Source organism: Brevibacillus brevis (assembly GCF_031583145.1).
Lineage (GTDB): Bacteria > Bacillota > Bacilli > Brevibacillales > Brevibacillaceae > Brevibacillus > Brevibacillus brevis_E.
Genome location: NZ_CP134050.1, coordinates 392,501 through 406,580, shown reverse-complemented (window position 1 = coordinate 406,580; position 14,080 = coordinate 392,501). Strand labels below are relative to the sequence as shown.

Sequence of the window (14,080 nt, the reverse complement as noted above, 5' to 3'; positions counted from 1 at the left end):
TTGACGGTCATGAAAATAGAACGCGTAGACTTGCAGCGCATCAAAATCCCGCTGAATTCGCCTTTTGAAACGAGCATGGGGGTCGAGACTCACAAGGAATGCATCCTCGTCCGCGCCTACCACGGCCCGCACGTCGGCTTTGGCGAGAGCGTCGTAATGGATGTCCCTGTCTACAACGAGGAAGACGTGGACACGGTTTGGTACATGCTGGAAAAGTATTTGATCCCGCAGCTTTTCTCCCGCGAAATCGAGCATCCCGACGACGTCTCCCGGATGTTCTCGTGGATGCGCCGAAATCACATGGCCAAGGCCGCGCTGGAGGGAGCCGTCTGGGATCTGTACGCACGGGTGAACGGCATGTCCCTCTCCCAGGCGTTGGGCGGCACGCGCAGCACGATCGACGTCGGGGTCAGCATCGGCATCGAGCCTACGGTGGAAAAGCTGCTTGAGCGCGTAGAAGGCTTCATCCGCGACGGCTACAAAAAAATCAAGGTGAAGATCAAGCCCGGCTTTGACGTCGAGCCGATGCGCGCGATTCGTCAGAAGTTCGGTCCGGATGTGCCCCTGATGGCCGACGCCAACTCGGCGTACACCTTACAGGACATCGATATGCTGAAGGAGCTGGACGACTTCGGGCTGATCATGATCGAACAGCCGCTGGCCCACGACGACATCATCGACCACGCGACCTTGCAGCGGGAGCTGAAGACGCCGATTTGCCTGGACGAAAGCATTCACACCGCAGAGGATGCGCGCAAAGCGATCGAACTGGGAAGCTGCCGGATCATCAACATCAAGGTCGGACGCGTCGGCGGATTGACTGACGCGAAGAAAATCCACGACCTGTGCCAGTCGAAGGGAATACCGGTCTGGTGCGGAGGCATGCTGGAGGCGGGCATCGGCCGGGCTCACAACATCGCCATCGCGTCCTTGTCCAACTTCTCGATTCCGGGCGACACCTCTCCGTCTCACCGCTACTTCGCAGAGGACATCGTCACCCCGCTGATCGATTTTGCCGCTCCTGGCGTTTTGGACGTGCCGACCGCCCCCGGCATCGGGTTTGCCATCAACGAAGCGGCGATCCGCGACGCCCTCGTCGAGCACAAGAGCTACTTTGCCAACCGCCAATCGACGACGACGGTCATACCGAACTATTGATACGAAGCAAAAGACCGGGATCCCTTGCCTTCAAGGGAATCCCGGCCTTTTGCCACTGGGTGATTTGTTGCCTGTCAGACGACCTCGTTGAACGATTGTCCTCCGTTGCCTGTATGACGAACGGTTCACGAATAGCGCATGAATTAGACGGAATATTCTGCATATTATACACATTCGATTTCTCCGGATGTTAACGAACAAAGCAGACGTCGGCCATGGCCTCTTATCATTTGTCGTTCGATGAGTTCATGCAAGGAAACCGTTTAAACCATGTCGGCAAGGCTGCTTGTGCTCACTACTTGAGCAAAGGTACCTTGCAAGGATGCCATAAACGTATCATGGACGGTTTTTGCTGGAATCACAGTGCCATTCCACTCTAAATCCCGGGTGGCACACGCATCACCGAGCAATATCACTTCATAGCCCAAACGACTTGCCGTTCTCACAGTCGAATCGATACATATATGGCTCATCATGCCGCAAACGACTAACCGCGTTACGTCCATCGATTCAAGATGTTCTTGCAATTCCGTTTGAAAGAAGCTATCGGGAGTATGCTTCACGATCACTTTTTCGCCGGATTGCGGAGTTACTCGTTCGTGAATGTTGATCCCCTCGGTATCGGGCAAGAAAAAGGTGGCGTTCTCCTCCAGAAGAACACACTGGATATGAACAATCGGTAAACGCTTTTCCCGGAACAGCGACAATGCTTCTTCGGCATGGCTTGCCGCTTGATCGGGATTGAATAACTCATTTCTGCCCCCTTTAAAATAATCATTTTGAATGTCCACCAACACTAACGCTGTATTCATGGTACACGGCTCCTTTACTCGTCGTGAAATTAGTTTCTAAACGTATTGTAATATCGGTAAAGGGAATGGGGAATTACCCACTTTTTTGTGGGTATGGGTATGAGCGATTTCAAATTTGGTAGGGGATGCCTTTGCGATCAAGAAGTTCGGTTTGACCCATTTCCACCATGTATTCAATACCGATCTCTTGCATAATCATTACCGCATCTAACAGCCTTTTCCCGCGGTCCGTAAGAAAGTATTCGACATGCAACGGATACCCTTCCGTTCTGATTTTATCCACGATCCCGCAAGACTGAAGTTCTCTTAAATGCTGCAACAGCATCTTTTGGGTGATCTGGTCAATGTCTCGCTCCAGTTGAGCTAGGGTCGTATTCCCGTTTCTCAATTGAAATACGATCATGGTTTTCCATTTGCCTTTGATAATGTCATGAACGATCTCCAGTGGGCAGGTACATATCTCTCGAATGATCATGGAACTCACCTCTATGCCATCATACCAAAAACAGGAATTCCCTTCATCGGAAAAAGCACCTTTGATCTGGTTCAACCGTCGCTGCCCGCACCATCGCCGCGACGCCGAGCTGCAAACAGGAATCCACCAATCGCTTTTGCCCCTCTTTCCATTTATGACACCATTATTTCAGTCAAAAAAAGAAGCACCAGCTTTCGGAGCTTCCAGCTTCCTTTCTTCCTGTCACAACCACGCAACCAAATAGCGCAACGCCATGATGGACACGATCCCGACGACTACCGTCCCGAGCAAGCTGCGCGTTTTAAGCGCGACGAGAAACGTCGGAATCGCCGCGATCCACTCCACGTTTTCCGTCAGGGAAGCCAACTTGCCGTCATGTAAAAACAACTCTTGTCCGACCAGGGCAGCCATAACGGAAATGGGAACGTGGCTCAGCCAGCGGATCCCCCACTCAGGCAGCGCGATCCGGCTGAACAGCACCAAAGGGAGCACCCTGGGAATAAACGTGACGAGCGCCGCCCCCAGTATGATGACCATAACATCCCATCTTACTTCCATTTTTCAATCACCATCCCGATCGTAGATGCGATGACGGTCGCTGCGATGACACCGATATTTCCTCCAAAAGCGAGCGAGATGCCCACAGTCAGGATGACGGCGCTGATGGCGACCGCTCCGTCCAGCAGCCATTTCTTCCGGCTTACCATGGACAAGACCAGGAGTCCGATGAACATCGCCGGCAGGGCAAAGTCGAGTCCAAACTTCTCCGGGTCTGCAATCCACTGCCCCAAATACGCCCCGGCTATATTGGCGAGGAACCAGTTGGCGTAGGCCGTGATATTCAGGCCGTGCATCCAGCGCTCGCTGATTTGCTTCCGCTTCGCCGCTTCGTTGATCGCCACTCCGAACGTCTCATCGGTGAGCAAAGCTCCGATGAGCATGTTGCGTACCCCGGAAAGGTGGCGGAAATACGGCGAGAGCGCCGCGCTGAGCAAAATATGCCGGAGGTTGACGAAGAAGATCGTGACGATGATCGCCGAGGCAGAACCGTTGGCGGCGAACATTCCCGCCGCGATGAACTGGGCGGAGCCTGCGTACAGCAACAGCGATAAACACGCGATTTCGGCAACGCTGAGACCCGCTGTTTTTTCCACCACGCCCGCAGCAAACCCGATGCTCAAGTACCCGAGCAACGTCGGGATGCAATCCTTGACTCCTTGGAGGAAAGAGTCTTCTTTCTGCCAGACGGCAGCTGATTTCATGTGAATGTCTTGCTCCCTCATCCTGCTTCTCCCTTTCCCTTTTCTATATATGCCACACAATCCAGCCGGCTGCCTATTCGCGCTCGCCTTGCTCATACCGCCTTCCCGTCACGACGTGAAAGAGATCCGGCCTGTTGCGCCAAAGCGCCTCTACTTTCTCCGGCCCCAGCTCTTTGGTCACCGCCGCAAACATGATGTCGTGCCGGATATATTCCACCGCCACCAGCACCAGGGCAGGATCCTGCGTCTTGACCGCCCAGGCGCTGGCGTTTGGCGTGAAGTTGGCGATCAGCACTTCTTCGTGGTCTCTGGCCACGATGGTCAGCCGGCCGCCCATGCGCTTCTCCGCCACTTCAGGCGACATGTAGTCGTGGTGGTACGTCACTCCTGCTTGTATATCCCGACTCCCGAAAAGCACGGTGAAGACATCGACACCTTCCTCCATCCGCTCGCCGATCGCTTTTTGCACGAAGGGAACTTGCGGCTCCCAAATCGACAGCCATACCTCTTGTTTTGCCTTCCCGATCAACTCCGTCATTTCCGAGACGACGAGGTCATCCCCATCAATCCGCCGTATGACATCGACGTCGCGTTCGCTCTCCAATGCCGAGAGCTCTTTTTCCAAATAGTCAAACGACTCCTCGAATTGCTTGCGCTGCCGCCCGATCAGCTCTCTGGCAGATAAAGGTGCGTACGTGACTGGGTCGGTCGGCACGATGTACACCGCCCCTTTGTCGACCAGCTTTCCGACTACCTCGTAAATCATCGAACGGGGCACGCCCGACCTCTTGCTGATTTCGTAGCCTGTGACCGGATGGTGCTTGAGCAGCCCAATGTACGCCTTGCACTCATAGGGGGAGAAGCCCAGCTTCTGCAGCTCTTTAAAGATGTCCTCCATCGACTCACCCTTAGTAGTTAGTGTTATGCTTACTATAAATCCAACCCTCTCCAAGTGCAAGAGTCTTTCCTCTTTCCATTCGAAAACCTGAGTGCCCCATGGCTTTTGGCGGAGCCGCGGTCGCCCAATTAAAAAAAGAAGACCCGAACAACGGATCCTCTGTCTCTGGCTCTCTGTCTGTATTACGTCAGCCGAAAGTCTACTTCGTCCGTCGCCGGCAAATAGTCGACCGTCAGCCCTTTTCCGTTCATGTACCACAGCTCATCCTTTTCCATGTAAAACGTGATGCCGTTCACCTCTGTGGAAATGCCCACTTCGTTCGGCTGTTCCTTGGCGATCCCCATCGAAAACGAGTCCTGAACGGTGCTCACTCCGCCGTATCGAACAAAGAAGCGAATGCTGTCTCCGGCTTCGCACCCCCATTCCTGACGAAACCAGTCAACCGCTGCAGTCGTCACTGTCAAATCCATCATCTCTCACTCCTTGTTCAAAAGCTGCCTTTGGGTAGTATACCCTCTTTCCCAAGTGTAACTGACTTTGTAAAGATGTAAAGCGAAAAAGTCTAGTAAGTGTCGGCCCGTAAATAGGCCAGCACCTTGAAAACGAATATTGGCCTTATGATTGATGGCATTTGCACGATCTAGTCGCCGTCTTGCATACATCCGCAAGATCGAGCCGCCAACCTTACAATACTGTAAGTGCGTGTAAAGATAAATCGATTTGTCTATCCCTCCGAATGGGATAAAATCCTGCTATCTGGAAAGAGGAGGATTTTTGTAACATGAACGCAAGTGAAATCAACGTTCACTACTTCAGGATGATCAATGACCTGGGAAAGCATTTCCCTGTGTTGAATCCTGCATTTACATTCATAGCAGAGTATATGGTCTACATCTTGGCGTTGAGCGCGCTTTTGTATTGGTTTACGCGAACAGATGAAAACCGAATGATGGTGGTCTGTGCGACTGTCACGTTCTTCCTCGCCGAGTTGCTCGGAAAAGCAGCGGGAAGCCTCCACTTCAACCAGCAGCCATTTGCGGAGCTGCCGGACGTGAACCAGCTCGTAGAAAAAGCGGTCAACAATTCCTTCCCGAGCGACCATACCATCTTGTTTTTTTCCTTTTGCATGAGCTACTGGCTTTTCAAAAAGAAGGGGAGACTGCTTTGGATGCTGCTCGCCCTCTGCGTAGGCATCTCCCGTATCTGGGTAGGGGTACATTATCCTGCGGATGTCATCGTGGGCGCACTGATCAGTATCGGTTCCGCCCTGGCTGTCTATTTAGTGGTACCGAGACTGCGGGCCGTCCACAGCATTCTTACGCTGTACGAGAGAGGCGAGCGGGCGGTTTTCCCTTCAAAGACAAAGGCCAAGGATTTATGATCCGCCGCCTGTTCGCCGCAGCATCCTACAAGCAGCCTCCTACAACTCCATTCCCTCTCGCCCTTCAGCGAAAAAAGCCGACTTCCCTTTTGGAGAAATCGGCTTTTTTCGTTTTCTATGGTTATTTGAGCGGCAGCGTGACCAGAAAGCTCGTTCCTACCCCTTCCTCGCTGCTCACCTGGATTTTGCCGTGGTGCGCGTCCACGATCCACTTCGCGATGGACAAGCCCAGTCCTGTCCCTTCCGTCACTCGCGAGCGCATCTTGTCTACGCGGAAAAATCGGTCAAACAGAAAAGGAATATCCTCTTTCGGTATACCGATCCCGGTATCCTTGACCATGACTGCCACGCGCTGTCCTTCTCTTTTGCAGGAGACGAAGATCTCGCCGCCCTCGTTCGTGTACTTCAGGGCATTGTCCAGCAGAATGACCAGCAGCTGGTGCAAGCGTTCCTCGTCACCAACCATCTCCAGCGGCTGCTCGATGTCTGTCTCCAGGCTGACCTCCTTGACGATCGCCATCTGGGAAAATACCTGCGTACACTTGAGCACCAGCTCGTCCAGCCGCAGCTTTTGCTGCATGATTTGCAGTTCGTTCGAATCGCTGCGGGCCAGCGTCAACAGGTCCGACACCAGCTTGGTCAACCGCCGCGCCTCCTGCATCCCGATCATGATCTTTTCGCTTTCCTGCTCGATCGTATGGTCCGGATAGCGAAACAGGCGCTCCAGATTGACCAGAATGGCCGCCAAAGGCGTACGCAGCTCATGGGAGGCGTCCGCGATGAACTGCTGCTGCTTCTCCCAGGAGACCTGGATCGGCACGAGAGCCCTTCTGGCGAGGAACAGGCCGGCCACGACCGCGATCACGATGCTGACGGCATCCCCGATCACCACGACGTAAAGCAGGCTGTTCAGCATGTTTTGCTCCGGGGCCAAATTGTAGACGACTTGATACTGCATGGCAAACTGCAAGCGCTCGCCGACGACCACCTTTTTCGGAATCGTGACTGTCTGGACGCGAAAGGCTTGCCCGTCGACCGTCATGGTCTCGATGCCGTCCGGCTTGCCGATATGCCGAAAGTCTGCCAGGTCGTCCGGCTCCAGGCGGTCGCCGAAAGCCGTGCCGATGACTTGTCCCAGCCCATCCCATACGATCAGGGCATACCGGCGGTCCAGATCGCTGAATTTTTTGCGCTCGCTTCGGTTGTACGGAAACGGATCCTCGTTGATCCGCTGGAGGCGCGGCAACGGATCCACCATCAATCGCTGCGCCACCTTGGACAGCTCGTGGTCCACCTGGGAGTAGAGGCGGTATTTCATCGTGAAGTAAACGGCGCTTCCCAAGCCGTTCAGCAGCAGGAAAACGACGATGACATTCAAAGCCACCAGGCGAATCCGGGTTTTTTGAAACATTATCGTTCTTCCTTCTTCAAAATGTAGCCCACGTTGCGGATCGTGCGGATAAAGCCTTCATAAGGCCCCAGCTTCTTCCGCAAGTAGTGGACGTACAGGTCGACCACCCCGTAGTTGGCTTCCGAGTCGATCCCCCACACCCGGTCAAAAATTTGCTGGCGGGTCAAGATCTGTTCCCGGTTTTGCAAAAAGTACTTGAGCAGCTCGTATTCCTTTGTCGTCAGCTTCATCGGCTCGTCGTCGATGAAGCCGTCGTATTCGTTCACTTTCAGGGAGAGCGGGCCGTACGACATTTCGCCCTCCGCTCCTGTTTTGCCGTTGCGGCGCAGAAGCGCTCTCGCACGGGCAGTCAGTTCTTCCGCGGCAAACGGCTTGACCAGGTAGTCGTCCGCCCCCGCGTCCAGACCTTCCACGCGGGACTTCACGCTGTCCTTTGCCGTCAAAAACAGCACCGGCGTCGTAATCCCCTTCGCACGGAGCGTTTTGACCATAGTCAGCCCGTCCATTCCCGGCATCATGATATCGAGCACCAGCAGGTCGTAAATTCCCCGCTGGGCCAGCAAAAGCCCGTCGTCTCCACGCTCGGCGGTGTCCACTTGGTAGCCTTCATCCGAGAGGACTCCGGCGATCGCCTGAAGCAGGGCTTGCTCATCCTCTACTGCAAGAATCAGCATATCAATCCCTCTTTCATCTGCAAAGCCGCTTACCCAAGCTCCTTATTTTTCCATGCCCACCGTTTTTGGCTTGCGAAACGGCAGCGTGATCCGCACCACTTTTTTCAAACGGATCGACATATCATCAAGCATAGCATAAACGACCGGGATCACAACAAGGGTAAGCATGGTAGAAAACAGCAACCCTCCGATGACCACCGTCGCCATGGGTGCCTGGCTTTCCGCCCCTTCCCCCAGTCCGAGCGCCAGCGGCAAAAGTGCCAGCACGGTACAAAACGTCGTCATCAGGATCGGGCGCAAACGAACAGGACCTGCGGTGAGCAATGCCTCCGTCCGCTCCATCCCTTCGCGGCGCAGGATGTTGGTAAAGTCGATCAACACGATCGCATTGCGCACGACCAGCCCTGCCAGCAGGATCAGCCCGATAAAGGCGGGGACGCTGATCGGCCGTCCCGTCACCCAGAGGCTGAATGTCGCCCCGAAAATGGACAGCGGAACGGAAAGCATAATGGAAAGCGGATAGACCATCGATTCAAACTGGGCGGCCAGAATGATGTACACCAGTACAATGGCAAGGCCAAACGCGATCAGCATGCTCTTGGTCGACTCATCCATCTGCTGGTTCTGACCTTGCTTCTCAATTGTGTAGCCCGGCGGAATCGGATAAGTGGCCAACACTTGATCGATTGCGGCTGTCACGCTTCCCAAGTCTTGACCGGGAGCCGTCGCCGCGGTGACGTTGACCACGCGGGTCTGGTTGTAGCGCTGAATCGCCTGTGGACCGGCTGCCATGACGACATCCGCCACATCCTTGATCTGGATCAGCTCTCCTTTTGGCGTCGTCAGCAGCAGGTTTCCGATATCCTGCATGCTGCTCGCCTGACCGTCGCTAAGGCTGAGCGTCACGTCCACTTCCGTCCCTGCCGTCTCGTATTTCGTCGCGACCTGGTCTTTTAAGGCCGTCTGAATCGTGCTGGAAATGAGGCTTTGTGTAACGCCCAAATCAGCGGCGCGCACCCGGTCCAGCTTCACCTGGATTTCCGGGCGGGACTCTTCGAGGTTGTTGTCGGCTTCCCGCACACCGGGCACTTCTGCGATCGCCGCCGTCAGGCCCTCTGCTACTTCCTTCAACGTATCTTCGTCGTTTCCGCGGATCGCGTAGGAAATCGGCGAAGCGCCGCCGAACTGTCCGCCGCCACCGCCCATGCCAGGCAAGGTTGTGCCCCCGGCCTCGCTGACCCTGAGCCTTGCCCCGGGAAAGCGGTTGAGCTTTTGTCTGATTTCGTCTGTGACTTCCGCGGTCGACCGTTGCCGCTCCGATTTGTCGGAGAGGATCAGCAGAAAGGAACCCGCTGAAGTCGAGGCGGAGTTGCCGCGGGTAGCATTCGTCGAGCCCACTGCCGTAAAGATGGTCTTCACCTCGGGAATGGTCGACAAAATCGCCTGCGCTTGCGTGACCGCTTCCCTCGTCTTCTCCAGCTCCGTCCCGTTCGGCATGGAGATGGAGACGTTGATTTGCCCCTGATCGGACGTCGGCATGAATTCGGACCCGATAAACGGAATCAGACCAACGCCCGCCACCAGCGACGCGATCCCGATCGCCAGGACCGATTTGCGGTGATGCAGGGACCAGTTCAGGATGCGTCTGTACGTCGACAGGACGCGCGAGTGTTTCGGTGAATCCGCCTGTGCGGCTTTCAGCATGTCTTTCTTATGCGAAGTGGTCCATTTGGCCGTCAGCATAGGGGTGACCGTCAGCGAGACGATCAGAGACGCGAGCAGGGAGAACGACACCGTGACCCCGAGGTCTCTGAACATCTGTGCAGTGACGCCTTCCACAAACACGATCGGGAAAAAGACCGCGACAGTCGTCAAAGTCGCAGCGATAACGGGCATCGCCACTTCCTTGGTACCTTTGACAGCCGAATCCTTGATGGAAAGGCCGGTCTCCCGGTGCCGATGGATGTTTTCCAAAACGACGATCGCGTCGTCGACGATCATCCCGATCCCCAGCGTCAAACCGCCCAAGCTCATGATGTTGATCGACATGTCGGCAAAATACATGAGCGTAAACGTGGAAATGACCGAGATCGGGATCGCCGTGGCGATAATGACGGTATTGCTCGCGCTTTTCAGGAACAGCAAGATGATCAGGATCGCCAGCACCCCTCCGATGAGGGTGTCATGAACCAGCGTGTTGATAGACGCGCGAATAAACGACGACTGATCGGAGAGCGCCATGACAGACATCGACTGCGGCATGCTCATCCTTTGCTTGACCATCTCGGCGTACAAGTCATCCACGACCGCAACCGTGTTGGTTCCCGACTGCTTCATGATCGAGAGCGTGACCGTCGTCTGATTGTTCATGGTGTTTTCGATGGATACTTCTTTGAATCCGTCCTGAATTTGCGCCACATCTTCGAGGAAGATCCGGCTTCCGTCCTTCAACGGAATCGATACCTTGCGGATGTCGTCTACCGACTTGAATTTCCCCAGAGAACGGACGGTGTAAGACACGCCGCCCTCCGTGATGTTCCCGCCGGAAGAGTCCATGTTTTGGCTCTTCAGCTGCTGGCTGATATCCGAGACCGTGATTCCGTACTGCTCCAGTTTGCTCTGATCGACAACCACCTTGATTTCCCGGTCCAAACCGCCGGATACAGTCACGGAAGCGACGCCGTTCACCCTCTCCAGCGCAGGGGCGATCTGGTCTTGCACGTAGCTTTTCAGTTGGTCGGCTCCCATGTCTGCCGACACCGCCAAGGTCAGTACGGCCGTACTGTTCGGGTCCATTCGGGCCACCGTCGGAGAGTCCACGTCGTCCGGCAAGGAGCGCTTCGCACGCTCGACTTTTTGCGTGACTTCCGTGACGGCCTTGTCCAAATCCACCCCGTAATTGAACTCTACGATGACCATCGAATTCCCTTCCCTGGAGGTGGAGCTCACCGACTTGATGCCAGCGACCGTCGCGACGGCCTGTTCGATCGGCTTGGTGACGAGATTCTCCATTTCTTCGGGACCTACCCCCGAATAACTGGTGATGACGGCGATGGTCGGTATTTCAATTTTTGGGTACAAATCGATAGGAATCCGGCTCAGCGACATGATTCCCAAGATAATCACGATGAGGACGCCCATCATGACCGTGACGGGTCGTCGAATGGCTCGTTCCGATATATGCATGGGGATCACCTATCCTTTTGGAGTTGCCGTTGGCTCGGGGGTGCCTGTGCTGTTGGTTTGTCCGCCAGGGTTGGCTTGTCCACCCGAAGTGCCCTGTCCGCCTTGCTGGCTTTCTCCCCCTTGGCGACCGGCTCCACCTTGCTGACCCCTGCCGCCTTGTTGAACCGCTTCACCTTGCTGACCGGCGCCGCCTTGTTGACCCGCTTCACCTTGCTGAGCCGCACCATCTTGCCGACCAGCGCCGCCTTGCTGACCGGCCCCGCTGCCCTGGCCGCGATTCCCTGCCTTTTTTCCTCCACCGTTTTGCAGCTGGGTCGGATCGATGACCGCTACGGTCGAATTGTCTGTCAGGGTATTCTGACCCTGCACCACCACGGACTCCCCGCCCTGCAGTCCGCTCAGGATCTCGATTTTCGTTCCATCGGATTCCCCTGTTGTGACTGTCACTTGTTTCGCTTTTTCTCCTTCGACTACGAATACATACGAGCTTTGGGCTTTCGTAATGACAGCCTCGCGTGGAACCACGATGGCTTTGTGTGGATTTCCTTTCACTTCAATTGAAGCGACCATCCCTGCTTTTGCCCGCAACTCCTTATTCTCTACCTCGATCTCGATCGGGTATGACTTGCTCGAATCCGCCAACGGGCTGACGGACGTGATTTTTCCATTCACCGTCATATTGGCTGATGGGACCTTCACCGTCACGGTCTGCCCCGGCTCGAATTGGCCCACTTGCCCCTCGCTAGCCTTCGCAGTGACTTTCATGGTAGAGATATTGATCACTTGCGCTACGACCGCGTTGTTTGATACGTTTTCCCCGACTGTAGCGGACAGAGAGCCGATCACGCCATCGATCGGCGACTTGATCGTTAGATTGGCCACATTTAACTGGGACAAGGCGTAATCCGCTTCAGACTGCTTGAGCGTTGCCGCTGCACTGTCCAATTCTGCTTTCGTCGGACCTTTTTTCTCTTGCTGCGCTTTTTGCTTCTGATTCTCCAGGTTGGTCAAAGCCGTCGTCAACGCCAATCGGGCTTTCTCCACCTCTGCCGTGGAAATGGCGCCTTCGCTGAACAGTTTTTCCGAACGCTCCAGATCTACTTTCGCGGCGTTTGCCTTGTTCTGCAGGTCCGCCAGCGAATTGGCTGTCTGCGCAAGCGTCTCCGCGTCTGTTCCTTCTGTCGCCTCTGCGTATTTGGCCTTCGCTGACATCATGGATGCTTGCGCCTTTTGCAGCTGAATCTGCAGCTCCTCTCCGTCCAAGACGGCAATCGGTTGCCCACTCTTGACCTGGTCCCCTACCTTTACAAGCAGCTTCTGGACCCGGCCCGTAGCCTTGGAAGGAACATCGACCTGCTGGATCGCTTCCAGCCGTCCCGATAGATTCATCTGCACCGCAAATTCTTCCTGTGTTGCTTTTTTCACCTCTACAGGCACGGCTCGGGCAGCCTGGCTATTTCTCCTGTTAGAATTTTCAGGATTGCTTGAGCATCCGGTCACCACGGCCAGTACCATTAGACCCATGGCGATCTTTCGAAGCGTTGGATTCACCTTGCTTTCCTCCATTTCATCCACCTCTTGGCTTGGGCCAATAGACAGACATGATGTCATAGATAGATTCATTAGAGCATCTATTTTTTTGAATTAGATTTGAAAAAGCAAAAGATTCCGCTTCCACCAAAATAAGAGATCTGACTCGATGGAACGCCACCGCCCGAACGCAAAGAAAGCTGTATTCACCGCTACTTTTTCAAGTAACAGAGAATACAGCTTTCTTTTCCCATTCCTTCAAAACTGGATCTGCATGATTGCCAAGATTGTGTGGATAAGCCCTCGACCGATTAGTATTCGTCAGCTCCACGCGTTGCCGCGCTTCCACACCGAACCTATCAACCTCATCGTCTATGAGGGGTCTTACCAGCTTAACGCTGTGGGAAGTCTCATCTTGGAGGGGGCTTCACGCTTAGATGCTTTCAGCGCTTATCCCGTCCGCACATAGCTACCCAGCTGTGCCACTGGCGTGACAACTGGTGCACCAGCGGTGCGTCCATCCCGGTCCTCTCGTACTAAGGACAGCTCTCCTCAAACTTCCTACGCCCGCGACAGATAGGGACCGAACTGTCTCACGACGTTCTGAACCCAGCTCGCGTACCGCTTTAATGGGCGAACAGCCCAACCCTTGGGACCTACTTCAGCCCCAGGATGCGATGAGCCGACATCGAGGTGCCAAACCTCCCCGTCGATGTGGACTCTTGGGGGAGATAAGCCTGTTATCCCCAGGGTAGCTTTTATCCGTTGAGCGATGGCCCTTCCATGCGGAACCACCGGATCACTAAGCCCGACTTTCGTCCCTGCTCGACTTGTAGGTCTCGCAGTCAAGCTCCCTTCTGCCTTTACACTCTACGAATGATTTCCGACCATTCTGAGGGAACCTTTGGGCGCCTCCGTTACCTTTTGGGAGGCGACCGCCCCAGTCAAACTGCCCACCTGGCATGGTCCTCTCGCCCGATGAGGGCGACGAGTTAGAAACTCCGTACATCAAGGGTGGTATCCCACCGACAGCTCCACAGAGGCTGGCGCCCCTGCTTCTCAGCTTCCCACCTATCCTGTACATGATGCACAAAGTTCCAATACCAGGCTACAGTAAAGCTCCATGGGGTCTTTCCGTCTTGTCGCGGGTAACCTGCATCTTCACAGGTATTATGATTTCACCGGGTCTCTTGCCGAGACAGCGCCCAAGTCGTTACGCCTTTCGTGCGGGTCGGAACTTACCCGACAAGGAATTTCGCTACCTTAGGACCGTTATAGTTACGGCCGCCGTTT

The 14,080-nt window shown here is 54.9% G+C and carries 12 protein-coding genes and 1 rRNA gene (1 of these 13 only partly in view); 2 read left to right on the top strand and 11 right to left on the bottom strand.

Going from position 1 to position 14,080, the window contains the following annotated elements; translation table 11 throughout:
- The first annotated feature begins 9 nt into the window (after positions 1 to 9).
- Positions 10 to 1,158: an o-succinylbenzoate synthase gene (gene menC / locus RGB73_RS02245; protein WP_310768719.1), complete on the top strand. Its 1,149-nt coding sequence runs from the start codon at positions 10 to 12 to the stop codon at positions 1,156 to 1,158.
- Between the two features lie 263 nt (positions 1,159 to 1,421).
- Here the strand turns inward: menC and RGB73_RS02240 are convergent, their stop codons facing one another.
- The 6 genes from RGB73_RS02240 to RGB73_RS02215 form a co-directional block, all read right to left on the bottom strand.
- Positions 1,422 to 1,970 carry a cysteine hydrolase family protein gene (locus tag RGB73_RS02240; protein WP_310768717.1) on the bottom strand — a complete coding sequence of 183 codons (549 nt, stop codon included), beginning with the start codon at positions 1,968 to 1,970 and terminating at the stop codon, positions 1,422 to 1,424.
- A gap of 109 nt (positions 1,971 to 2,079) precedes the next feature.
- On the bottom strand, positions 2,080 to 2,520 hold the full coding sequence (locus RGB73_RS02235; protein WP_310768714.1) for a winged helix-turn-helix transcriptional regulator: 441 nt from the start codon (positions 2,518 to 2,520) through the stop codon (positions 2,080 to 2,082).
- Positions 2,521 to 2,667: 147 nt separating this feature from the next.
- The gene (locus RGB73_RS02230) at positions 2,668 to 3,003 is read right to left on the bottom strand and encodes an AzlD domain-containing protein (RefSeq protein WP_310768711.1); all 336 of its coding nucleotides are present in this window, start codon (positions 3,001 to 3,003) and stop codon (positions 2,668 to 2,670) included.
- Positions 2,994 to 3,728 carry an AzlC family ABC transporter permease gene (locus RGB73_RS02225; protein WP_310768708.1) on the bottom strand — a complete coding sequence of 245 codons (735 nt, stop codon included), beginning with the start codon at positions 3,726 to 3,728 and terminating at the stop codon, positions 2,994 to 2,996. The genes RGB73_RS02230 and RGB73_RS02225 overlap by 10 nt, the downstream gene beginning before the upstream one ends.
- 52 nt (positions 3,729 to 3,780) lie before the next feature.
- Entirely contained in the window at positions 3,781 to 4,605 is an 825-nt protein-coding gene (locus RGB73_RS02220) for a TrmB family transcriptional regulator (RefSeq protein ID WP_310768705.1), read from the bottom strand.
- Positions 4,606 to 4,787: 182 nt separating this feature from the next.
- A complete protein-coding gene (locus RGB73_RS02215) occupies positions 4,788 to 5,075 on the bottom strand; it encodes a HesB/YadR/YfhF family protein (protein WP_310774062.1) in 288 nt (95 codons plus the stop codon).
- A 311-nt stretch (positions 5,076 to 5,386) separates the two neighbouring features.
- Between RGB73_RS02215 and RGB73_RS02210 the strand changes: the two genes are divergently transcribed.
- A complete protein-coding gene (locus RGB73_RS02210) occupies positions 5,387 to 5,986 on the top strand; it encodes an undecaprenyl-diphosphatase (protein ID WP_310768703.1) in 600 nt (199 codons plus the stop codon).
- Between the two features lie 121 nt (positions 5,987 to 6,107).
- Here RGB73_RS02210 and RGB73_RS02205 read toward each other — a convergent pair whose 3' ends face one another.
- The 5 genes from RGB73_RS02205 to RGB73_RS02185 form a co-directional block, all read right to left on the bottom strand.
- Positions 6,108 to 7,397 carry a sensor histidine kinase gene (locus RGB73_RS02205; protein WP_310768700.1) on the bottom strand — a complete coding sequence of 430 codons (1,290 nt, stop codon included), beginning with the start codon at positions 7,395 to 7,397 and terminating at the stop codon, positions 6,108 to 6,110.
- Positions 7,397 to 8,071, bottom strand: a complete 675-nt coding sequence (locus tag RGB73_RS02200; RefSeq protein WP_310768698.1) for a response regulator transcription factor — start codon at positions 8,069 to 8,071, stop codon at positions 7,397 to 7,399. The genes RGB73_RS02205 and RGB73_RS02200 overlap by 1 nt, the downstream gene beginning before the upstream one ends.
- 42 nt (positions 8,072 to 8,113) lie before the next feature.
- Positions 8,114 to 11,257 carry an efflux RND transporter permease subunit gene (locus tag RGB73_RS02195; protein ID WP_310768696.1) on the bottom strand — a complete coding sequence of 1,048 codons (3,144 nt, stop codon included), beginning with the start codon at positions 11,255 to 11,257 and terminating at the stop codon, positions 8,114 to 8,116.
- A 9-nt stretch (positions 11,258 to 11,266) separates the two neighbouring features.
- Complete coding sequence (locus RGB73_RS02190; RefSeq protein ID WP_310768693.1) at positions 11,267 to 12,823, bottom strand: efflux RND transporter periplasmic adaptor subunit; 1,557 nt, start codon at positions 12,821 to 12,823, stop codon at positions 11,267 to 11,269.
- A gap of 255 nt (positions 12,824 to 13,078) precedes the next feature.
- Positions 13,079 to 14,080: ribosomal RNA gene (locus tag RGB73_RS02185) — 23S ribosomal RNA — on the bottom strand (it continues 1,926 nt past the right edge of the window).

Bases quoted from the DNA above. Each gene is read 5' to 3' on its own strand.
- menC (WP_310768719.1), top strand. From the start codon at position 10: ATGAAAATAGAACGCGTAGACTTGCAGCGCATCAAAATCCCGCTGAAT.
- RGB73_RS02240 (WP_310768717.1), bottom strand. From the start codon at position 1,970: ATGAATACAGCGTTAGTGTTGGTGGACATTCAAAATGATTATTTTAAA.
- RGB73_RS02230 (WP_310768711.1), bottom strand. From the start codon at position 3,003: ATGGAAGTAAGATGGGATGTTATGGTCATCATACTGGGGGCGGCGCTC.
- RGB73_RS02225 (WP_310768708.1), bottom strand. From the start codon at position 3,728: ATGAGGGAGCAAGACATTCACATGAAATCAGCTGCCGTCTGGCAGAAA.
- RGB73_RS02220 (WP_310768705.1), bottom strand. From the start codon at position 4,605: ATGGAGGACATCTTTAAAGAGCTGCAGAAGCTGGGCTTCTCCCCCTAT.
- RGB73_RS02215 (WP_310774062.1), bottom strand. From the start codon at position 5,075: ATGGATTTGACAGTGACGACTGCAGCGGTTGACTGGTTTCGTCAGGAA.
- RGB73_RS02210 (WP_310768703.1), top strand. From the start codon at position 5,387: ATGAACGCAAGTGAAATCAACGTTCACTACTTCAGGATGATCAATGAC.
- RGB73_RS02205 (WP_310768700.1), bottom strand. From the start codon at position 7,397: ATGTTTCAAAAAACCCGGATTCGCCTGGTGGCTTTGAATGTCATCGTC.
- RGB73_RS02200 (WP_310768698.1), bottom strand. From the start codon at position 8,071: ATGCTGATTCTTGCAGTAGAGGATGAGCAAGCCCTGCTTCAGGCGATC.
- RGB73_RS02195 (WP_310768696.1), bottom strand. From the start codon at position 11,257: ATGCATATATCGGAACGAGCCATTCGACGACCCGTCACGGTCATGATG.
- RGB73_RS02190 (WP_310768693.1), bottom strand. From the start codon at position 12,823: ATGGAGGAAAGCAAGGTGAATCCAACGCTTCGAAAGATCGCCATGGGT.